General features: G+C 46.6%; 18 protein-coding genes and 2 tRNA genes. 4 read left to right on the top strand and 16 right to left on the bottom strand.

Going from position 1 to position 20,826, the window contains the following annotated elements; translation table 11 throughout:
* Positions 1-221: 221 nt before the first annotated feature.
* The 9 genes from H3L95_RS08845 to mraZ all read right to left on the bottom strand — a co-directional run bounded on the left by H3L95_RS08845 (position 222) and on the right by mraZ (position 9,057).
* Complete coding sequence (locus H3L95_RS08845; protein WP_003761351.1) at positions 222-1,589, bottom strand: UDP-N-acetylmuramoyl-tripeptide--D-alanyl-D-alanine ligase; 1,368 nt, start codon at positions 1,587-1,589, stop codon at positions 222-224.
* Between the two features lie 40 nt (positions 1,590-1,629).
* Positions 1,630-2,514 carry a hypothetical protein gene (locus H3L95_RS08850; protein WP_003761349.1) on the bottom strand — a complete coding sequence of 295 codons (885 nt, stop codon included), beginning with the start codon at positions 2,512-2,514 and terminating at the stop codon, positions 1,630-1,632.
* Positions 2,515-2,538: 24 nt separating this feature from the next.
* Positions 2,539-3,060 (bottom strand): M23 family metallopeptidase, encoded by a 522-nt coding sequence (locus tag H3L95_RS08855; protein ID WP_040669053.1) that lies wholly within the window; start codon positions 3,058-3,060, stop codon positions 2,539-2,541.
* A 280-nt stretch (positions 3,061-3,340) separates the two neighbouring features.
* Positions 3,341-3,916, bottom strand: coding sequence for a hypothetical protein (locus tag H3L95_RS08860; protein ID WP_003761346.1), 576 nt, complete (start codon positions 3,914-3,916; stop codon positions 3,341-3,343).
* 83 nt (positions 3,917-3,999) lie between these two features.
* The gene (locus H3L95_RS08865) at positions 4,000-5,478 is read right to left on the bottom strand and encodes a UDP-N-acetylmuramoyl-L-alanyl-D-glutamate--2,6-diaminopimelate ligase (protein ID WP_003761344.1); all 1,479 of its coding nucleotides are present in this window, start codon (positions 5,476-5,478) and stop codon (positions 4,000-4,002) included.
* Between the two features lie 24 nt (positions 5,479-5,502).
* Complete coding sequence (penA, locus tag H3L95_RS08870; protein WP_003761341.1) at positions 5,503-7,251, bottom strand: peptidoglycan D,D-transpeptidase PBP2; 1,749 nt, start codon at positions 7,249-7,251, stop codon at positions 5,503-5,505.
* A gap of 81 nt (positions 7,252-7,332) precedes the next feature.
* Positions 7,333-7,596, bottom strand: a complete 264-nt coding sequence (ftsL, locus tag H3L95_RS08875; protein WP_003761340.1) for a cell division protein FtsL — start codon at positions 7,594-7,596, stop codon at positions 7,333-7,335.
* Positions 7,597-7,651: 55 nt separating this feature from the next.
* Positions 7,652-8,605, bottom strand: a complete 954-nt coding sequence (gene rsmH / locus H3L95_RS08880) for a 16S rRNA (cytosine(1402)-N(4))-methyltransferase RsmH (RefSeq protein WP_003761338.1) — start codon at positions 8,603-8,605, stop codon at positions 7,652-7,654.
* Complete coding sequence (mraZ, locus tag H3L95_RS08885; RefSeq protein WP_003761336.1) at positions 8,602-9,057, bottom strand: division/cell wall cluster transcriptional repressor MraZ; 456 nt, start codon at positions 9,055-9,057, stop codon at positions 8,602-8,604. Before mraZ ends, rsmH begins: the two co-directional genes overlap by 4 nt.
* 351 nt (positions 9,058-9,408) lie before the next feature.
* On the opposite strand from mraZ, the gene H3L95_RS08890 reads away from it, so the two are divergent.
* The 3 genes from H3L95_RS08890 to H3L95_RS08900 all read left to right on the top strand — a co-directional run bounded on the left by H3L95_RS08890 (position 9,409) and on the right by H3L95_RS08900 (position 10,890).
* The gene (locus H3L95_RS08890) at positions 9,409-10,566 is read left to right on the top strand and encodes a class I SAM-dependent methyltransferase (protein WP_003761332.1); all 1,158 of its coding nucleotides are present in this window, start codon (positions 9,409-9,411) and stop codon (positions 10,564-10,566) included.
* A gap of 165 nt (positions 10,567-10,731) precedes the next feature.
* Positions 10,732-10,808, top strand: a tRNA-Met gene (locus H3L95_RS08895).
* 6 nt (positions 10,809-10,814) lie between these two features.
* Positions 10,815-10,890, top strand: a tRNA-Ala gene (locus tag H3L95_RS08900).
* 280 nt (positions 10,891-11,170) lie between these two features.
* Here the strand turns inward: H3L95_RS08900 and aroB are convergent.
* From aroB to pilM, 7 genes are all read right to left on the bottom strand, one after another.
* Positions 11,171-12,250 carry a 3-dehydroquinate synthase gene (gene aroB / locus H3L95_RS08905; protein ID WP_003759527.1) on the bottom strand — a complete coding sequence of 360 codons (1,080 nt, stop codon included), beginning with the start codon at positions 12,248-12,250 and terminating at the stop codon, positions 11,171-11,173.
* Between the two features lie 85 nt (positions 12,251-12,335).
* Positions 12,336-12,848: a shikimate kinase gene (locus tag H3L95_RS08910; RefSeq protein WP_003765896.1), complete on the bottom strand. Its 513-nt coding sequence runs from the start codon at positions 12,846-12,848 to the stop codon at positions 12,336-12,338.
* Between the two features lie 226 nt (positions 12,849-13,074).
* Positions 13,075-15,210, bottom strand: coding sequence for a type IV pilus secretin PilQ (locus H3L95_RS08915; protein ID WP_003759524.1), 2,136 nt, complete (start codon positions 15,208-15,210; stop codon positions 13,075-13,077).
* A gap of 17 nt (positions 15,211-15,227) precedes the next feature.
* On the bottom strand, positions 15,228-15,794 hold the full coding sequence (locus H3L95_RS08920) for a pilus assembly protein PilP (RefSeq protein ID WP_003765902.1): 567 nt from the start codon (positions 15,792-15,794) through the stop codon (positions 15,228-15,230).
* 17 nt (positions 15,795-15,811) lie between these two features.
* Positions 15,812-16,504 (bottom strand): type IV pilus inner membrane component PilO, encoded by a 693-nt coding sequence (locus H3L95_RS08925; protein WP_003759520.1) that lies wholly within the window; start codon positions 16,502-16,504, stop codon positions 15,812-15,814.
* Positions 16,505-17,122, bottom strand: a complete 618-nt coding sequence (locus H3L95_RS08930) for a PilN domain-containing protein (protein ID WP_003759517.1) — start codon at positions 17,120-17,122, stop codon at positions 16,505-16,507.
* A gap of 1 nt (position 17,123) precedes the next feature.
* A complete protein-coding gene (gene pilM, locus H3L95_RS08935) occupies positions 17,124-18,233 on the bottom strand; it encodes a type IV pilus assembly protein PilM (RefSeq protein ID WP_003759516.1) in 1,110 nt (369 codons plus the stop codon).
* Positions 18,234-18,383: 150 nt separating this feature from the next.
* Between pilM and H3L95_RS08940 the strand changes: the two genes are divergently transcribed.
* Positions 18,384-20,789 (top strand): penicillin-binding protein 1A, encoded by a 2,406-nt coding sequence (locus H3L95_RS08940; RefSeq protein ID WP_182096138.1) that lies wholly within the window; start codon positions 18,384-18,386, stop codon positions 20,787-20,789.
* The last annotated feature ends 37 nt before the right edge of the window (positions 20,790-20,826 follow it).

Here is a 20,826-nt window from a genome sequence, read left to right on the forward strand (position 1 = left end):
TTGGGGTCGTCTGAAAAAGTTTCAGACGACCTTTGTTGATTATCAAGCTGCTTATGACATTCAGTGCCTGCTGAAGTTCACTCTCTATGCAGGTTTCTAGCGAACCCGTTATCCGTTGTTTAGAGAGATGGCAGCGTTATTGAGCGACGGCTGCGTTAGTGTCTTTTTCAATCACGCAAATCGGATAATTTCGTACCAATCAGCAATAAGGCTTTTCATTTTCAGACGACCTCTTTATCCGTCAATGCCTCGACCACTTCTTCCATCTTCATAAAGCGCGAACCTTTCACCAATACGGTGGCGCGTTCGGGCAAATCGTGGCTCAACACTTGAATCAACGGGTCTTTGGCGGCGAACCACAAACCGTCTGCACCAAACGTTTCCGCCGCTTCGACGCTGTTGTCGCCGACAAAATAGGCTGCTTCAATGCCTTGGTCTCGGGCGTACGCGCCGACTTCGGCGTGCATGGCGGCGGCCTCGTCCTCGCCCAGTTCGCCCATATCGCCCATCACAAAAATACGCGGCGCAGGCATACGCGCCAACACGTCAATTGCGGCTTTCATGCTGTCGGGGTTCGCGTTGTAAGTATCGTCAATCAGGGTCGCACCTTTGATGCCGGATTTGACGTTCAGACGACCTTTGATGTTGCTGAAACCTTTCAAACCTTCCGCCACATCGTCCAAAATCAAACCCGCAGCCAAAGCCAGCGCGGCAGCAGCAGCAGCGTTATGGACATTGTGGCGACCGGGAACAGGCAGCACCACGGCGGCGCGCTCGTCGCCGCACACCAAATCAAATTCGCACGACAAAGGTTTCAACACAATATTTTCCGCGTGGACATCGCCGCTATCGACGCCGAAAGTCCGCTGCTGATGACCTTGGGAGGTCGTCTGAAACATGGCGGCATGTTCGTCTTCGCACGGAATCAAAGCCAATCCGTCTTCGCCCAAACCTTGATAAATCTCGCTTTTCGCCTTGGCAATATCGTTCGTGCCGTCAAAACCGCAGCCGACATGGGCGCGCAAAGCATTGTTGACTAAAGCAGCATCGGGTTTGGCGATTTGCGTCAAAACCGCCAGTTCGCCAAAATGGTTCATGCCCATTTCGATCACGGCATAGCGGTGTTTTTCGTTTAATTTCAACAAAGTCAGCGGCAGGCCGATATGGTTGTTGAAGTTGCCCGCCGTCGCCAAAACGGCATCATCGCCGAAACGGTGACGCAATACCGCAGCCAACATTTCCTTCACCGTCGTCTTGCCGCCCGAGCCGGTAATGCCGAACACAAACGGGTTCACATTCCCGCGCCACGCCTTCGCCAGCGTTTGCAACGCGGCAAGCGTGTCATCGACTTTCAACGCGCCGTCCAAAGCAGCGCAATCTTCGCGCGAAACCACAACCGCCGCCGCACCCGCAGCCAATACGTCTTCAACAAAATCATGCGCGTCAAACCGCTCGCCCGCCAATGCGAAAAACACATCGCCCGCGCGGATGTCGCGGCTGTCGGTTACGATGCGCGAAACGGGTTTGTTTTCAGACGGCGTCGGAAGGTTGAGGGTTTGGCAGATGAAATTTAGGTCTAGTGGTTTCATGGTTTCTTTCGTTTGTTTTTTTCAGACAGTTTTTTGACACTCAGCTACCTATTTTTCCATACTCCTGATAATCGGAGAAACACAATACGATGGTTTTGCCGTTTTTACGGTAGGGGTGGCAGAGGCTGTAATGACCGTCTTCCGCTTCATAGCGCATTTCCTGGGTTTGTCCGGCAAATACTTTTTGCAGGTATTCGCGCTCCTTCAAATTCGGAGAATAGACATAGTCCATTTTCTTGACCATCACTTTCTCACCATTTCGATCCATGACAAAATTATCATTACCTTCTACATTTTGATTGGCAGCAGGTACAGCTTCATTTTGACTGGCGGCAGGTACAGCTTCGCCACCCACGTTAAGGCGGGAATCGGCTGAAAAAGCCAGATAAACCGGTTTGTTGTCGATCTTATCCTGCACGATAATCATGGCAGATTTGAACGACAAATCATCTTTAGCCATCAAATCAAGGATTTCTGACGATTTTTTAATATACGCCAAGTCGAAACGGTAATCGGCCAAGGCATCTAGTTGAGCAGAATTGTCTTTGACGATGCGCTCCGACGATTGGGTTAAGATATCCCGTTTTTGTTGAATAGTCAGGTAATTGCCGCCGAACAGCAACGCAGCCAAAATAGGAAATACCGCCAACAGCAGATATACGGTTTTCCTGCCGCCACGGACTTCTTCTTCCTGCCCGCGCTCGGCAATACGGGTCAGATTCAACATGATGTTCAACATCAACGTACCGCCCATCACAGCCAAAATCCCCAAAATACTCATCAGGAAAATTTCTGTAATGTGTTCACGGAACACCTTGAGTCCGAAGACTTGGATCAATATCAACGCGAACACCCAGTACACCAGCAGTGTCACTGCTACCATACCGATGATGTTCGTTGCCTTGACCAATTTTTTTGCGTTCATCTCTTCACTCTTTTTTCAGACGACCTATTTATCCTGATTAATCAACGGATACGGATTAATCGCACCACTTGGCAGATACACGCCGTAGTGCAAATGGGCAGGCGTGGTTTTAGCGTTGCCGGTTTTACCGACATAGCCGATGACCTGTCCTTCTTTCACGCGTTCATACAGGCGGATGCTGGCGAATTTGTTGAGGTGGGCATAGTAATGCCATGCACCCGGCCCTTGGATGCCGATGACTTTGCCACCCAATCGGTTGCGCCCGATTTTGGTGACAATACCGGGCGTCGTGCTGCGTATCGGCGTGTTTTTCTTAGCGAAAATATCCACGCCTTCATGTCTGCGCCCCTGACTGCGCGCTGCGCCCCAAGTGTCGTCAAAACGCTTGCCTTTAACAGGATTGGGCAGGCTTTGCGCCGCCGGCGGTTCTTTCGCCCTCAGTTCGGCAATTTCGGCGTTCGGGCGCGGCAGTTGTTTGGTGGTACAGCCTGCAAATAAAATCATGACTGCACTGATGAAAAGGGTTTTTGTCGGCATTTTCAGCATCAAATCGGTCTCCTCGTTTTTCAGACGACCTTTAAAATTCCAAATCAGGGTCGTCTGAAACAACTGTGATGGGTTTAATGGCTGACGTGCCGTAATGCGTGGGTTGTGTTGCTTTTATTGTGGGGGATAAACGTTTTCAGACGACCTTAAGGCTGCCGGGCCGTCTAAAAATTGATTACATTGTTGTCAAATTTATAGTGGAATCGATAAGTCGAATACGAAGTACAGCAAAACTTCTCTGCCCTACGGTAACTCCACTCTGTCTGTATACACTCAAAAATTACTCTTCAATATCGACATATCCCAAATTGATCAGTGCCTGCTCCACATTTCCCACTGCCTCATCATCATCTTTTACCATCAGTAGGAAGGCATTTTCGGTATAACCAATGTCTATTAGCCGAAGCCCATGAGGCTTAAGCAATGCATCGTAAGCCTCTAAGACATAGTTACTATCATTGAACATTGCAAACATTTCCATCTCTTCACTCTCAAAAAGATCTTCCAATTCACCTTGATCATCCGGCACGGGAATACCTTCGTGAGCGCAAAATTCTGCTAATGTACGTTTGCATACTTCGTCATCAATTCCTGTTGCATCTATTTCAATGCCTAGCTTTTGTATAGGATAAAACTTCACTAATTTTAAATGCGGTTCTTTCCACTCCATATACTCCATAAATTGATGATCAGCATAATGCCATTCACCTGATTCGTGATACCAACCTAAATGCTTAAATAACCAATGACATACCAAATCCTCATCTTCAGCCGGAGGAGCTTTTGGTAAATCTTCACGGGTTAAGTAAGGGACGGCTGCAAGCAAGGCATTGAATAAAGGAGTATAACGTTGCATATTTTTGCCTATTAAAAGTGAGATGGAGTAATGTGTAATTTCCTATTTGCCAATGGCCTTAAGGAATTATCTGGAAAATATTTTTACCTGAGTTCTGCCAATGCTTTTTCTGCGATTTCAAAATCGGAGAAATGGTGCTTCACACCTTGTACATCCTGATAGTTTTCATGTCCTTTGCCGGCAATCAGGATGATGTCGCTTGAAGCAGCACGTTCGACTGCGTAACGGATAGCTGCGGCACGGTCGGCTTCGACGCATTCGGGCGCGGGCACGGCAGGCAGGATGTCGTTGATGATGTCTTGCGGATTTTCCAAGCGCGGGTTATCGCTGGTTACGACGACTTTATCCGCGCCCTGTACGGCTGCGGCACCCATCAGTGGGCGTTTGCCGCGGTCGCGGTTGCCGCCGCAGCCGAATACGCACCACAAAGCCGCACCTTGCGGTTTGATTTCCTGCAAGGTGGAGAGTGCTTTTTCCAATGCGTCAGGTGTATGGGCGTAATCGACGACGACCAAGGGCTTGCCACTGTTCATGATACAGTCCATGCGGCCTGAGGCGGGACGGATTTTTGCCAGCACATCCAATACTTTATCAAGCGGATAACCGTTGGCACAAAGCAAGGCGATGCAGGCAGCGAGGTTTTGCGCGTTGAACCGTCCGAGCAGGCGCGTGCGGCAACGGCCTTCGCCCCACGAGGTTTGAAATACGGCTTCCATGCCGTCTGAAGAGGCGGTGAAATGAACAATGCGGATGTCGGCGTGTTCGCTGAAGCCGTAGCCGTAAACGGTCAAATCGGGGCAGTCTTTTTTCAGACGACCTGCGAGTTCCACGCCGTATTCGTCATCTACGTTGATGACGGCGTGTTTCAAGCCGTGCCAGTAAAACAGGCGCGACTTGATGGCACCGTAGGCTTCCATCGTGCCGTGGTAGTCGAGGTGGTCTCGGGTGAGGTTGGTGAAGATTGCACTGCGGAATGGCACGCCGTTGACGCGCGACTGGTCAAGGCCGTGGCTAGAGACTTCCATCGCGGCGGCTGTTGCGCCCTGTTGACGGAAACGGTAGAGCAGGGTTTGGACATCGACGGGGGCGGGGGTGGTATGTGTGGTTTCTTCCAATGCGCCCCAAAAGCCGTTGCCGACCGTGCCGATAATGGCAGTTTTTTCGCCCAACAAATCGGCGGCTTGCGCCAGCCATTGTGTGATGGAGGTTTTGCCGTTGGTACCGGTTACGCCCCAGACTTTGAGGTCGTCTGAAACGTTGCCGTAAACTTGTGCCGCCAACATGCCGGCACGGTGTTTCAAATCTTTGATGCCTTGATTGGGGACTTTCCATTCGGGATTCCACGCAAATTTGCCGTCGTCGTCCCAAAAAACAAAAGCCGCGCCGTTGGCAATGGCAGCGGGGATATAACTGCGGCCGTCCGTATATTCGCCCTGACAGGCAACGAAAATATCACCTTGTTTAATTTGACGGCTGTCTGAATGCAACAAACGCCCTGCTGCGTTTGCACACAGCAGAGGCGGAATGTTGGTTTCAGCTAAAGGGGTTAACTTGCTGAACATAAAATAATCTCGTTGATACTCGGATTAAGACGGTGTTTTGACGGCTGCAACATTGGTCAGAGGCTTGGTGGGGGAAACGCCCAAGATATTCAGGCTGCCGCCCATGACTTGTTTGAAGACCGGACCTGCCACTACGCCGCCGTAGTAACCGTTTGCAGTCGGTTCGTCGATGGTTACCGCCACAATCACACGGGGATTTTTGGCAGGAGCAAAACCGATGAAAGTTGCGACGTGTTTGTTATCAACGTAACGTCCGTTGACCAACTTACGCGCCGTACCGGTTTTCGCGCCGACGTCGAAACCATCTACCGCACCCGCCGTACCCGTACCGCCGGGCTCGGTTACAGAAACCATCAAATCACGCACTTCACGCGCGGTCGAAGCTTTAATGACGCGTTTGCCTTTGGGCGCAACCGCCTGTTTCTCAAAGCTGACCGGCAACAATTCGCCGTCGTGTGTCAACATGGTATAAGCACGCGCCAATTGCAGCAGGCTCAATTGCAAGCCGTAACCGAAAGACATGGTTGCCTGTTCAATCGGCTGCCATCTGCGCCAGCTTCTCAAAAGACCGGCCGTCTCACCTGGGAAACCGGAGTGCATCCGCACGCCCACACCCAAATCATGATAAAAATCATACATTTCTTTAGGCGTGAATTTTGCAGACAGTTTGCTGGTACCGACGTTGGAAGATTTTTGCATAATGCCGCGCACATCCAAAGTAGGATACACATGGGTATCGCGTACGGTAGCAGGACCGATTTTATAAGGCATGGTATTAAAACGATCAGCCACACCGACTTTGCCGGAATCCAATGCTTTGGCAATCGTAAACGGCTTCATGGCAGAACCCGGCTCAATCATATCGGTAACGGCTCGATTGCGGCGCTGTTCGCTATCGGCGCTGCCCGGTTGGTTCGGATCGTAGGCAGGGCTGTTGACCAAAGCCAAGATTTCGCCGGTTTGCGCATCCAATACTACCACCGTACCTGCTTTGGCTTTGTGATAAGCCACTGCTTTATTCAATTCATCATAGGCAAGTGTTTGAATACGTTGATCCAAAGACAAAACCATGTCCTGCCCGTTTTTCGGATCGCTGTTGCGCGGAGAGTCCAAACTATCGACGATATTGCCTTTATTGTCGCGCAAAACCACTTTCGCGCCGTCCGCACCATGCAGACTGTCTTCACGCGACAATTCCAAGCCTTCCTGTCCTTTGCCGTCGATATTGGTGAAGCCGATAACGTGCGCAAACAGGTTACCCATCGGATAATGGCGTTTCAGCTCTTTTTGGAATGCCAAGCCTTTAATGCCCAAAGCTTTAATTTCTTCCGCTTTTTCTTGGCTGAGTTGGCGCTTCAGATAAATAAAATCTTTATCTTTTTTCGCCAATTTTTCCTGCAATGCCTCAACAGGCAGATCAACAATAGCCGCCAACTTAGCCATCTGTTCGGCAGTCGGCATTTCTTCCATACCAGAAGGCATGGCATACAAGGATTCAGTCGGCGCACTCAACGCCAAAGTCGCGCCGTTACGGTCCGTAATCATGCCGCGCGACGCAGGTAAAGTCAGGGTACGGACAAAACGCTGATCGCCCTGATTTTTCAAAAATTCATGCTGCGTGGTTTGCAAATAGATGCCGCGAGCCAGCAGTCCGACAAACGCAGCCGCAATCAGCCACAACACCAAAGAAATCCGCCCATCACTGGTGATGGGTTTTTTAGCTTTGGCTGTCTTGGGCAGCATGCTCGGTTTATATTCGTTTTTAATCAACATCTTAACATCTCAATTCATAATCACCCGAACCGTGTCTTTATCTAACGGCACCACTTTGCAGTGTCGGATAAGCCGGCTATATTATTTTTTTCGTTCCACCATCACGGTATTATCCGCGCCGGGCGGTTTGAGGCGTTGCTTCTCAGCCGCCACCTTAATCAGCTTGTGGTTCGCCAGCCGCGCCTGATCCAATTTCAAGCGTGCATAGTCCTGATCAAGCTTGATTTCCTGCTTTTGCGCTTTATCCAAAGCGATGAAGTGCAAACGCGATTGGTCTTGCACAGTGACCACCGCAAAAGCAGATACCGATACCAAGACCAACAAAAGGATATTTAATTTATTCATTATTTTCAGACGACCTCAATCTGTTTGTTCCGAGGACACCTGCCCCACATAATGCTTATTCTGCAATCTCACCGCCCGTCCGCTCTGCCACGCGTAAAACTGCGCTGCGCGCCCGCGGATTGGAGGCGGTTTCCTCAACACCCGGCTTTATTGCCTTTCCCACCGCCTTTAACGGCGGCAGAGGCAAATCCGCTTCTTTTACTGCCGCCCAACGCGGCAAAGGAGGATGTTGCGAATACTTTTTGACAAACTGTTTTACGATGCGGTCTTCAAGCGAATGGAACGCGATAACCGCCAAACGCCCACCCTGTTTCAGACGACCCATCACTTGCGGCAGAACCGCCTCTACCTCTTCGAGCTCGCGGTTAATAAAGATGCGAACTGCCTGGAAGGTACGCGTCGCAGGGTCTTGCCCCCGCTCACGAGTACGGACGTTTTGCGCCACGAGCTGCGCCAGCTTGCGGGTTGTATCGATCGGACTTTCTGTCCGTTGCGCAACAATGGCGCGCGCAATCTGGCGACTAAACCGCTCTTCACCATAATTCTTGATAACCTCGTGCAAATCCTGTTCTGATGCTGTTGCAATCCATTCTGCAGCGGACATTCCCCGCGTCGGATCCATGCGCATATCCAAAGGTGCATCAAAACGGAAACTGAAACCCCGTGCGCCGTCATCTATCTGCGGGGACGAAATCCCCAAATCAAACAACGCACCATCTATTTCTTCAATATCCAGCTTATCCAGGGTCGTCTGAAAACTGGAAAACCTGTCATGGACTACCGTAACGCGCCCATCCTGCTCGGCCAGCTTTTGCGCCGCCTCAATCGCTTGCGGGTCTTTATCAAACACAATCAGACGACCCTGACTGCCCAGACGGGACAAAATCAATCGGGAGTGCCCTCCCCTGCCGAACGTCCCATCCACATAAATACCGTCTTCACGAACTGCCAGAGCATCAACCGCCTCGTTTAACAAAACGGTGATATGTTGATATTCAGCATTACTCACAATTGCAAATCCGTCTGACTTAATTGGAATGCCAACTCTTCAGGATCATCATCCAAAGCCTGAGTCATTTCAGCTTCCCATTGATCACGGCCCCACAATTCCAAACGGTTGGCGCGACCGACCAAGGTAACGTCTTTTTCAAAATCCACCCGTTTGCGCAGATTGGCAGGAATCAGTACGCGGCCGGCGCTATCCCATTCCAGTGTATCCGCATTGTGCAGCAGCAGATTTTGATAACGCTGCAACATCGGATTTCCTGCCGTTTTCAAGTGCAAAAGCTGCTCGGCAACCTTTGCCCATTCAGCCTCTGGATACATCAGCAATTTTTGACGGGAATCCAAAGTAACCACAATCGACGGCGTATAATGGCGCAGCAAAATATCGCGGAACTTGGCAGGAATCGCCAACCGCCCTTTGCTGTCAATACTCAATTCGTGAGCGCCACCAAACACAATTTCGTCCTATCGGTTTAAATCGGAATTTTTTGGGCAATGCAGACACTTTTACCCACATCGCCCCACTAGCCCACACTATAAAAAATTTTAACGCCTCGGTCAAATCGCCTTACTCTAAAATCCCAGTACATATGCAACAACAAAATCATTAAAAAACAGTATTTTAACCAAACAAGCAAACAAGCCGAACCACCCATTTTACCCGATTTGGTTTTTAAAAACACAATATGTAGTATTAAAAATATTATTTAGACACAACATATGGTATAAAAAAATGAAAAAACGCCCCTTTTCCGTTCACGTTATAATAGACAAATAAATTCATAAATTTTACATTATCTAACAATTATGAAGACACACCTCCCCCTCCCCTCCCCTGCCGCGCAAGCCTCAAGTTCCAAACTATTTGAAATCATCAAACAGGAAATAAAAGCCCAAAATAATTGGATTCCTTTCTCACGATTTATGGAGCTTGCACTCTACACACCCGAATACGGCTACTACACCGGAGGCAGCCACAAAATCGGCACAGACGGCGATTTCATCACCGCCCCCACCCTCACCCCATTATTCGGACAAACCCTCGCCCGACAACTTACCGAACTACTCCCGCAAACCGCCGGCAACATCTACGAATTCGGCGCAGGTACGGGACATCTCGCCGCCACCTTATTGAAAAGCCTTTCAGACGACCTCAAGCATTACTACATCATCGAACTCTCATCAGAGCTTGCCGAACGCCAACGCCAATTCATCGCCGAACACACCACCCCACAACTGGCACAAAAAGTCATCCACCTGACCAAACTGCCTGAATCCTTCGACGGCATCATCATCGGCAACGAAGTCCTCGATGCCATGCCTGTCGAAACCATCCGCCGCACTCAAAACACCTTTCAACACATCGGCGTTTCCGTTAACCCCGACGGACAGCTTGAACAAAGCCCGCAACCTTTGAAACAACCTAACCTCCTGCGTTTAGCCGCCACCTATTTTCCCGAAACCGAACACCCCTACACCAGCGAGCTACACCCCGCCCAATACGCCTTTATTCTCACCCTTGCGCAGAAAATCAGGCGTGGCGGCATGATATTTATCGACTACGGTTTTGACGCCGCCCAGTATTACCACCCGCAACGCGACGAAGGCACGCTCATCGCCCACTACCGCCACCACACCGTTCACGACCCGTTTTTCCATATCGGTCTGACTGATCTGACCGCACACGTCAACTTTACCGATATTGCCCAAGCAGGCACCGACGGCGGACTAGACCTCATCGGCTACCTGTCCCAGTCTCATTTCCTATTCAACCTAGGCATTACCGACCTGTTGGCACAAACCGCCCCGCCAGGTACGGCAGACTACCTCCGTGTCAGCACCGCCGTACAAAAACTGACCGACCAACACGAAATGGGCGAACTCTTCAAAGTCATCGCCTTTGGCAAAAACATCGACATCGACTGGACAGGTTTCCGCTTCGGCGACATCTGCCACAAACTTTGAAATCCCCCACCTCAAACCATCCTCCAAACACACAGGTCGTCTGAAACACAGTTTCAGACGACCTCATCCATGTTTTATTCCATTAAAAAACAAAAACAAAACATAAAGTACAAAATAAAACTTGCCAAAAACTCAAAACAACATATAATAGCGACTTCACGAAACGGCGAATTAGCTCAGTCGGTTAGAGCAGAGGAATCATAATCCTTGTGTCCGGGGTTCGAGTCCCTGATTCGCCACCAAATTTCGGGGGTATAGCTCAGTTGGTAGAGCGCTTGCATGGCATGCAAGAGGTCAGCGGTTCGATCCCGCTTACCTCCACCAGATAAAAAAGACCTTGTTTAAAACAAGGTCTTTTTTATATTTATTGGCTCTATCATGGATTAACAGCAGGACCTACATTCCCAGCAATCAATTTTCTAAGTACCCAATACAAAAAACAGATTGGCCTCACACCCCCCTCTCTGTTCACAACGTCATCACTTTCCCTTATTTTCAAGAGGCTGCCATGATGCAATTATCTTGGCAGCCTCTTATATCGTAGTATTAACTTGTTCTGTTTTATATGAAGTTATGGACTCATTCTAAAGACATTACTTGACCTTTATAGATACGGATTCAAGGTTTGGCGCAAAATTTCCATATCTGTAACCTTCGTAATGTTTGCCTTACCCAGACGATCCAAACCAATAAAGCGCATGACGCCGCCACTCACTTTTTTATCATGACTCATGTGCTCTATCCATTTTTCAAATTCAAACTTCGGCGGTGCTGATGGTAATTTTGCGGCCTCAAACAATGCTGCAATACGAAGCGTATCTGCCTCATGAATTTTACCCAGTTTCTCGGATAACCGTCCTGCCAACACACATCCCGCAGCTACCGCTTCACCATGCAGCCACACGCCATAACCCATTTCGGCCTCAATGGCATGCCCAAAAGTATGCCCCAGATTCAACCATGCACGAATCCCTTGTTCTGTCTCATCTTGAGCCACAATCTCAGCTTTCATTTTGCAACAATGGTACACAGCCTGCGCAAGTTTCTCCTGATCCTGCATCATTAAATTGGTCATGTGCTGCTCTAACCACTCAAAAAACTCAATATCGCCAAGCGCGCCGTATTTAATGACCTCTGCCATACCGGCAGATAATTCGCGTTGCGGAAGCGTTTTAAGCGTAGATAAGTCCGCCAGTACAGCCTTAGGTTGATAAAACGCGCCTATCATGTTTTTCCCAAGCGGATGGTTGATCGCCGTCTTACCGCCAACCGAGGAATCAACCTGACTTAACAATGTAGTCGGCACTTGAATAAATGGGGCGCCACGTTGATAAGTTGCCGCCGCAAAACCAACCATATCGCCAATGACCCCTCCTCCCAATGCGATCAAGGTCGTTTTGCGCTCCGCCCTATTTTGCATTAAACCGTCAAAAATAAGATTGAGCGTTTGCCAATTTTTATATTCTTCCCCATCAGGCAGAATAATACTGAAACTGGAAATACCTAATCTATCCAAGGTCGTCTGAAAAGATTCTAGATATAAGGGCGCAATCGTCTCATTCGTAACAATGGCCACCTTATTACTTAAATATGGCTTTAATAAAACATCAGCTTGCTCAATAAGATGATTCCCGATAAAAATAGGATACTGATGGGAGGGAGTTTGGACGGTCAGGGTACGCATTTTGATTCCTTGTTAATCTTTAGTTGCCAGCTCTCATTTAGGGTCGTCTGAAAACCTATATCGTTACTCACTGATAACAAATCTATTATCGATTTAACGCCTCAAACAACCGTTTCACCGTTTTTGCACAGCTGTCGGACTCGATCACAATGTGCGCAGTATTTCGATATAAAGGATCACGGGCATTATAGAGCTCTTGCAACTTAGCAAGCGGGTTCTCTACCTGCAACAAAGGGCGGCTGTTATCATAACGGGTCCGCTCTAACAGAACTTCAGGCGAGGCATGAAGATACACGACCATACCATTTCGTCGCATATTTTGCCTGTTTTCCTCACGTAAAACCGACCCTCCTCCTGTTGATAAAATAATATCCTTCATCGCAGTTAGCTTCTTGAGCATAGCAGTCTCTCGATTACGAAACCCTTGCTCACCCTCCATCTCAAAGATGATGGGAATAGAGACACCTGATGCCGTACAAATCTCATGATCACTATCATAAAACGGACGATCCAACATTTGGGCAATATACCGCCCCAAAGTGGTTTTCCCTGCACCCATCAAGCCAATTAAGATTAAATTACCGTTGATTTTTTCCATAAAAAGCATTTTATACGATACTCAGCATTATTTGTGCCACCCTTCCAAACTCGTGTCTGCAAACACCATACTCCAATTTTTAATCCGTTGATTCTAATTGTTTTTAATTTCAGACTTCTAAAAGTCTTTGGCTATTATATTTGACGCACAAATCCTGACTATCAGATTGAATAAATAAAAACCGGGCAGATATCCAAAAGACATCTACCCGGTTTTATTGCATCACTTAATAACGCAAATTACTACCCACGCCATCCATAATGCGAGGCGTTATGAAAATCAACAATTCGCGTCGTTCTTCTTTCTTGGCTCGTGATTTAAACAAGTTTCCTACTACAGGAATATCACCAAGCAATGGAACTTTATTGATGGTATCGCTATTGTCCTCTTCATAGATACCACCAACGATCAAAGTGCCACCATCTTCAACCATAGCCTGAGTATTCAAGTTCTTAGTCTGAATACACTTGGTTATCAAAGAATCTACAGTACAGTCGACCGGAGTATCTTTAGTGATCTTAACGGTCATAATAATTTGGCCATCCGGAGTTACATTAGGAGTAACTGTCAGACCCAAAACCGCTTTTTTGAATGAAACCGAAGTCGCACCGCTTGAAGAAGCTTCTTGGTAAGGAATTTCGGTACCGGATTCAATCGTAGCTTCTCGACGATCCTGAGTCAGAACACGCGGATTAGAAATGGTTTTGCTCTTACCTGTTGCTTCAGACGCAGAGATTTCCAAACCTAATGCACCAGATGACAAGGCTCGTACTAAAGCGATACTGTTCGTTGCTGCTGTAGCAGGTAAGCTTACGTTAGGCTGCAAAGACCAAGTTGGATAAGCAGACTCTCCGCGGAACACTGAGGCGTTAGTATTGTGGTTATTCTGAGCAGCTGACCAATCATTGCCCCAAGAGTTTCTTCCTCTTGCACCAGCAGCACCAAACTTAACGCCCAAATCGCGTGAGAATCCATCTTTTGCTTCTACAATACGCGCTTCAACCATAACTTGGCGTGTAGGAACATCCAACTCATCAATCAATTTACGGAATTTCTCGATGACGTTTCGATTATCCGTAACAATCAAGGTATTTGTTGCAGGGTCAATCAAAGCACTACCTCGACCGCTCAACAAGGTATTGCGACCATTGGAATTGCTACTTCCGTTGTCTTCCAAACGAAGGATTTTACGGAACTCCTCCACATTTTTATACTTCAATTGGAAGGTTTGTGAATACAAAGGACCAAGCTCTGCAATTTCTTTTTCTGCTTGCAAGAAGGCCTTATCCTTCGCCAACAATTCATCACGTGGAGCAATATTGATGATATTACCTTGACGACGCATATCCAAATTACGGGCTTGCATTACCAAGTCCAATGCCTGATCCCAAGGCACATCCTTGAGGGATAAAGTCATCTTACCATTTACCGTATCGCTAGCCACAATATTGACGCCGGACTCTTTTGCAAGAATCTGCAAAATAGTACGAACTTCAACATCTTGGAAATCTAGAGAAATTTTACGACCATTGAAAGATTTATTTGCATTACCACCATTCAAACCACGTGACTCCGTATCAGCGGCTTTAGGTAAAATTTCAAAAGTAAAATGCCCTGCTGCCGGCTTAGTACGAACTTCCCAGTTTGAACTATTTCGAATGATCAGCTGAGTATCATTACCGATTCGTTTTAAAGTTATATTTTTTACAGGTGTATTGAAATCGCCTACATCCAAACTACGTTGTGCTTGTGTTGGCAACGGATAGTTTTTCAATGTAATGATGACACGATCACGCTGTTGTTTAATATCAGGCTGTCCAGTAAAAGCCGGAACGCTTAATTCAACAACACCTGAATTGCGCGATCCTTTACGGAAGTCGATATTAGCGGAATTAGCGACTTGCTTTGTTTTTTCTGACGGAACAGAATCCTGCATAGAAGGCTTATTATTTGATACAGACATTGCAAAATTTCGGTCAGCTGACTCGCTAACAAAAACCCAAACTTCATTGCCATGAATTTCAGTATTATATTGGGCAGTTTTATTCAAACCCAACACAATACGGGAACGGTCATTATTTTGTGCCGCCGTAATCTGATTTAATAACGGATCGGCATACTCCAATACTGATTGAGGCAATCGAATAGTAGTGTTAGCAAAATCAAGTGCAATTCTAGCTGGAGCCGAAGTAACAAAACCGCTCGGACTGGTTACATCACGATCAAAACGGATTTTGATAATTTTTTGACTATCAGGAAGAGTAGATACATTAATATCAGTAATATTACCTGCAAAAGCAGTTTGCACAGCCATGGCTACGCCAATACTGGCAAAAAATTTTGTCATGTGCTTAGTTTTCATAAAGTGAGACCCCTTAATTAATTTGGAATTGCGGCAGATTCGCTTCGAGATTCAGCTGTCGAAGCACCACTTGAACCTTCATCTGACTGTGTACTTAACGGCAATTCAGCCTTTCGATATATCCAGTTACCAGAACTGTCTTCTATTAATTCAGTCAAAGTAATTTTATCCTCAGTAATCGTTTGGATTTTACCGTAATTTTGACCGATATAGTTGCCCGGCATAACGGTATAAACATGTCCATTTACATCGATAAAGCCAGATGTCTTGTTATTACCACGCAGAATACCGACATAACGCATATTTTCCAAACTAAATGCTTCCAATGTCTCTTTCTGACGATTCAAATTAGGAGCATTATTCCCCTTGGGTGCATTTTCCAAACGTCGATAGTCAAACGCATTCAACCCATTATATGCTGGAGGAGTATATGCAACTGGCGGAGTAATCGTCGGTGCTTGAAATGGAGTAACCTTAACTTTAGCTTCATCTTGCGTCTGTTTTATCCACATATTTAAATCATCATGAGTGGGGGAACATGCTGCTAAAGACAAAACACCTACGAGTAAGATAGTATTTTTCATGATTTCCCTAATAACTTTTATTTATTGTCAACTTCAGCACCATTCTGCGCATCACTTCCGTTAGCCTGTGCCTCCTTCTGTTTGGCTGCAAGCTCGGCAGCAACTTCTTCTGCAGGACGAGCCTTATAAGTTGTTGCAGTGGCACTCAGTGTCAAAATATCACTTTTGCCCTCTTTACCACTTTTTCCGTCTGCTGCTTGGGAGAGCTTCAGAGATTCCAAAGTAATGATTCGCGATAAACCTCCGACATCACGAGCAAACTGGCTAATCTGATTATGCTTACCCGTAATGGAAATTTCATAGGGTAACTTTTGAATTGGACCATCATTAACCGGAGCTTGAGGCACAACACTATCCAAACGCAAACCATTAGCGGATCCAGCCTGATGCAATTCTTGGATTAAATTAGGAATTTCAGCATCTGTCGGCAGTTGTTTCAACAAAACATCAAAAGCTGAACGGATAGATGCCAATTCCTCCTGAAGGTTATGCAAATTAACAGCCTCAATACTTTTTTTCGTATATGTTTCCTTTAGTTCGGCTTCTTTAGCTTCCTGCGTAGAAAGTGTTTCGAGTTGCTCTTTGAAAATACCAACATATCCTATTGACAAGACCCCCGCTATTGCCAACCCTGCGATAAATAACTTAGCAGGCATATTTAACAAATAGAGGTTTTGGATATCAATATTTTTTGCTTTACTTACAGACATTTATTTTACCTCTTGCTTCTGTTCGCCAGTTTCAGTCGTGTTCGCGGCTGGATTTTGTACGGGTACTGATGGATGACCTGAATTATTCAACAAAACCTTCAGAGTAAATTCTTGATAATTATCAATTTTCTTAATACTCAAAAGTTCTGGCTGAGCAAAAACCCCGGTACTTGGTAAAGAACGCATAAACATTGCGATCTTATTATCACTACTTGCTCGACCCGTAATTTTGTAAGATGTCGAACTTTCTGCTTCCAACGCTGTCAGATAAGAGTTATCGGGAGTGACTACATTTAAGCTGTCGATAATATAGGCAGCCTGTGAACGTTTTTCCTGTAACTCTTCTACTTTTTGTTTTTTTGATAGGAAATTTTCTTTTTCTTGCTGCAGTTTTAGAATTTCTCCCAAAGCTTTATCCAGCTTTTCAATTTCCTTCCCTAGAAGGGCATTACGGTCTTCCTGCCTGCTGATTGCATTATTAATTGTCAAATATGTCAACACAAGCAGACCTGCACCTATCAATAACGCCGAAAGCATTAATACTTTAAATTGTTGCTTTTTGCGCTGTTTGATTTCTTCCCTATAAGGAAGAAGGTTAATTTTAACAAATTCGATCATATTACAGTCCCCTTAATGCTAATCCGAATGCTAATGTTAAAGACGGTGCATCAATTTGCAGCTGTGGCAAATCAATTTTATTGTTTCGTTCAGCATATAAAACCGGGTGAATACACTGTGTCGCAGTATTGGTTTGAGAAAAAATACTTTCCGCCAATCCAGCCTGTTGCGATGCAAACCCAGTTAATAAAATATGTTTAATGTTTGAGAAGGTCTCTGTTGTCTGCGTAGTGTAGTAAAACTGCAATACACGTTGGATTTCTTGCGCCACCTGAACGTTAAAGCGATCTGCGACTTGGGTTTGATAATCAGATGGTTTGCTGGATGAAGCTATCATCTGCGCCGCTTTTTCTTCTGTCACTTGATAAGTACGCTGAATCAGTTGATTCAACTGTTCCGTACTGACAGGGGTCTCTTGTTTATACAAAATCTGTCCGTTTTGCATCACCAATGCGTACATTTGGGTAGCATGAATGCCAAATACGGCAACTTTTTCATTAGTCAATTCAGGTGCATGATTATTAATCCAAAAAGCATAGGCATTTCTCTGAGCCAAAAGATCCAAATCTAAGGCAGACAGATCAAGCCCTGCATTTTCAAACATTTCAATAACAGGCTCAATATCGTCTTTTCTAGCTGCTACGGTTGTAATCTGCTGCCCCGCCGGGGAAACGGATACGCCGGTCACCTGATAGTCATAACTCATTTCATCAATAGGACCGATTACTGAAATTTCAGATTCAGCGAACTCGTCCAAATCAAGTTCGGTATCGCGAGGGTTGTAAGTTATGTTCTCTATTGTTGCCAAGCTTTGTGGTACAGCTGCAACAAAGTTCTTACAAGAACTGCGCAATTGCGTATAAGTATGTTGCAAATAGGTGACAAGTTGGTCGTAATCTTGGATTTTGTTACCTTTTACAATATTTTTAGGTAATTTGGTAATAACGTATTTTTCTAGCTGAATTTGGTTTAAACTACGGCCTGTCAGCTGAACCATCTTAATGGCATGCTGGCTGATGTCGATGCCGATAGCGGCTCGGTTGCTTAACCCTCCGGAAGCTTTACTTGCCTTGCTGGTTTTGCTTTTAGGGCTTTTTGATAAGCTAATCATATAATTTCCCTGTATTGTTAGGAGTGAGTAACTGTTTCGATATCCGTAAAGGATTTCTTTTTCTTTGCACAGTAAATACTGTGTTTCACAGAAATCGGTTTCTATTTTACTTTATTTAATGCCAGTGATGGCAAAAATTATTACTTAGTCATGATTAAAAAGATTATAACGACCTGTCTTGGTTTGATATTAGGATTGGCACTCTTCGGTGTCGGCTTGCTCGCTATTGCGATTTTGGTCACATACCCCAAGTTGCCTGCTCTTGATTCTTTACAACACTACCAACCCAAAATGCCCCTCACAGTATATTCTGCCGACGGTCAGATTATTGGGGTTTACGGTGAACAGCGCCGGGAGTTTACAAAAATTGGAGATTTTCCAAAGGTTTTGAAAGACGCTGTTATTGCCGCAGAAGATAAACGTTTCTATGAGCACTGGGGCGTAGACGTAGTAGGCATTGCCCGTGCCGCTATCGGCAACGTAGTCGCCGGCGGTTTGCAATCGGGTGCCAGTACCATTACTCAACAGGTAGCAAAGAACTTCTACTTGAGTAACGAGCGTACATTTACCCGCAAATTCAATGAAGCCCTATTGGCCTATAAAATTGAGCAGACGCTTAGTAAGGATCAGATTTTAGAACTGTATTTCAACCAAATCTATTTGGGTCAACGGGCATACGGTTTTGCCTCTGCCGCTCAAATCTATTTCAACAAAAACGTGAAAGATTTGACTTTGGCTGAAGCATCCATGCTGGCAGGCCTACCTAAAGCGCCTTCAGCGTATAACCCCATCGTTAACCCCGAGCGCGCCAAACAGCGCCAAGCCTACATCCTGCGAAACATGCAGGAAGAAAATATGATTACTGCACAACAACGCGATCAAGCTTTGAAAGAAGAGCTGCATTATGAACGTTTTGTGCAAAACATCGACCAAAACGCTTTGTATGTTGCTGAAATGGCACGCCAAGAGTTGTATGAAAAATATGGCGAGGACGCATACACCCAAGGCTTTAAGGTCTACACAACCGTCAATACCGCCAACCAACGTGTTGCTACTGAAGCCCTTAGAAAAGCGTTGCGTAATTTCGACAGAGGCAGCAGTTATCGCGGCGCAGAGAACTACATCGACCTCAGCAAAACTGATGACGTAGAAGAAACGATCAGCCAATATCTTTCTACTTTATATACGGTTGATAAAATGGTTCCTGCCGTTGTCTTGGAAGCCTCTAAAAAAGGAGTTCTGATTCAACTGCCTAGCGGGAAAAGATTCAATCTGAACAGCTACGCACTGGGCTTTGCAGCCCGTGCAGTCAACAACGAAAAAATGGGAGACGACCGTATTCGTCGCGGTTCCGTCATCCGTGTCAAAGGCGGCGGCAACAATTGGTCTGTCGTTCAAGAACCCCTATTGCAAGGTGCTCTGGTCTCATTAGATGCAAAAACAGGTGCCGTGCGTGCATTGGTCGGCGGTTATGACTTCCACAGCAAGACATTTAACCGAGCCACCCAAGCCATGCGCCAACCAGGTTCTACCTTTAAGCCTTTCGTATACTCTGCGGCACTCGCCAGAGGCATGACAGCATCCACCATGATTAATGACGCACCACTCTCACTGCCGGGTAAAGGTGCCAATGGTTCTGCTTGGAATCCTAAAAACTCAGACGGCCGTTATGCAGGCTATATCACCCTGCGCCAAGCATTGACCGCCTCTAAAAACATGGTTTCCATCCGAATCTTGATGTCCATCGGTATCGGATACGCGCAACAATACATCCAACGTTTCGGCTTCAAACCGTCCGAAATCCCTGCCAGCCTGTCTATGGCGCTTGGTACCGGTGAAACAACACCATTGCGTGTCGCTGAAGCATATAGCGTCTTTGCCAATGGCGGTTACAAAATTTCCGCATACGTCATCGACAAGATTTATGACAGCGAAGGTCGTCTGAAAGCACAAATGCAACCTCTTGTTGCAGGCGAAAACGCTCCTCAAGCCATCGACCCGCGTAACGCATACATCATGTACAAAATCATGCAGGACGTTGTCCGTGTCGGTACTGCAAGAGGCGCCTCCGCACTTGGCCGTTCCGATATCGCCGGTAAAACCGGTACGACGAACGACAATAAAGATGCATGGTTCGTCGGCTTCAACCCAAGTATTGTCACTGCCGTATACATCGGCTTCGACAAACCGCGCAGCATGGGCCGCGCAGGTTACGGCGGCACGATTGCCGTTCCAGTCTGGGTCGATTACATGCGCTTCGCACTCAAAGGCGTAGAAAACAAAGGCATGAAAGCACCGGCAGGTATCGTGAACAGCGGCGGCGAATACTATATGAAAGAACGTATGACCACCAGCTCCGATATCACTCTGGACAATAGCGGTACCGTTCCACGCCCTGCACAACAACCTTCCCGACAACAACGCCCGGCCAATGCCAACACTGCCGCAACGCCTGATAGCGATCGGGATGGCGGAGACCGCGGTCGCGGTGATTTGCAAGAAACGCCGGTACAGCCAAGCAATGTTAACAATCGACAATTAGACTCGCTGTTCTAATTACACCGGTCAAAAGGTCGTCTGAAACCCGAATCAG

It is taken from the genome of Neisseria sicca, assembly GCF_014054945.1.
GTDB lineage: Bacteria > Pseudomonadota > Gammaproteobacteria > Burkholderiales > Neisseriaceae > Neisseria > Neisseria sicca.

Bases quoted from the DNA above. Each gene is read 5' to 3' on its own strand.
- pilM (WP_003759516.1), bottom strand. From the start codon at position 18,233: ATGATTAGCTTATCAAAAAGCCCTAAAAGCAAAACCAGCAAGGCAAGT.
- ftsL (WP_003761340.1), bottom strand. From the start codon at position 7,596: ATGAATAAATTAAATATCCTTTTGTTGGTCTTGGTATCGGTATCTGCT.
- H3L95_RS08940 (WP_182096138.1), top strand. From the start codon at position 18,384: ATGATTAAAAAGATTATAACGACCTGTCTTGGTTTGATATTAGGATTG.
- H3L95_RS08865 (WP_003761344.1), bottom strand. From the start codon at position 5,478: ATGTTCAGCAAGTTAACCCCTTTAGCTGAAACCAACATTCCGCCTCTG.
- H3L95_RS08920 (WP_003765902.1), bottom strand. From the start codon at position 15,794: ATGAAAAATACTATCTTACTCGTAGGTGTTTTGTCTTTAGCAGCATGT.
- H3L95_RS08860 (WP_003761346.1), bottom strand. From the start codon at position 3,916: ATGCAACGTTATACTCCTTTATTCAATGCCTTGCTTGCAGCCGTCCCT.
- H3L95_RS08890 (WP_003761332.1), top strand. From the start codon at position 9,409: ATGAAGACACACCTCCCCCTCCCCTCCCCTGCCGCGCAAGCCTCAAGT.
- H3L95_RS08850 (WP_003761349.1), bottom strand. From the start codon at position 2,514: ATGAACGCAAAAAAATTGGTCAAGGCAACGAACATCATCGGTATGGTA.
- aroB (WP_003759527.1), bottom strand. From the start codon at position 12,250: ATGCGTACCCTGACCGTCCAAACTCCCTCCCATCAGTATCCTATTTTT.
- H3L95_RS08845 (WP_003761351.1), bottom strand. From the start codon at position 1,589: ATGAAACCACTAGACCTAAATTTCATCTGCCAAACCCTCAACCTTCCG.
- H3L95_RS08910 (WP_003765896.1), bottom strand. From the start codon at position 12,848: ATGGAAAAAATCAACGGTAATTTAATCTTAATTGGCTTGATGGGTGCA.
- H3L95_RS08915 (WP_003759524.1), bottom strand. From the start codon at position 15,210: ATGAAAACTAAGCACATGACAAAATTTTTTGCCAGTATTGGCGTAGCC.
- H3L95_RS08855 (WP_040669053.1), bottom strand. From the start codon at position 3,060: ATGCTGAAAATGCCGACAAAAACCCTTTTCATCAGTGCAGTCATGATT.
- H3L95_RS08925 (WP_003759520.1), bottom strand. From the start codon at position 16,504: ATGTCTGTAAGTAAAGCAAAAAATATTGATATCCAAAACCTCTATTTG.
- penA (WP_003761341.1), bottom strand. From the start codon at position 7,251: ATGTTGATTAAAAACGAATATAAACCGAGCATGCTGCCCAAGACAGCC.
- H3L95_RS08930 (WP_003759517.1), bottom strand. From the start codon at position 17,122: ATGATCGAATTTGTTAAAATTAACCTTCTTCCTTATAGGGAAGAAATC.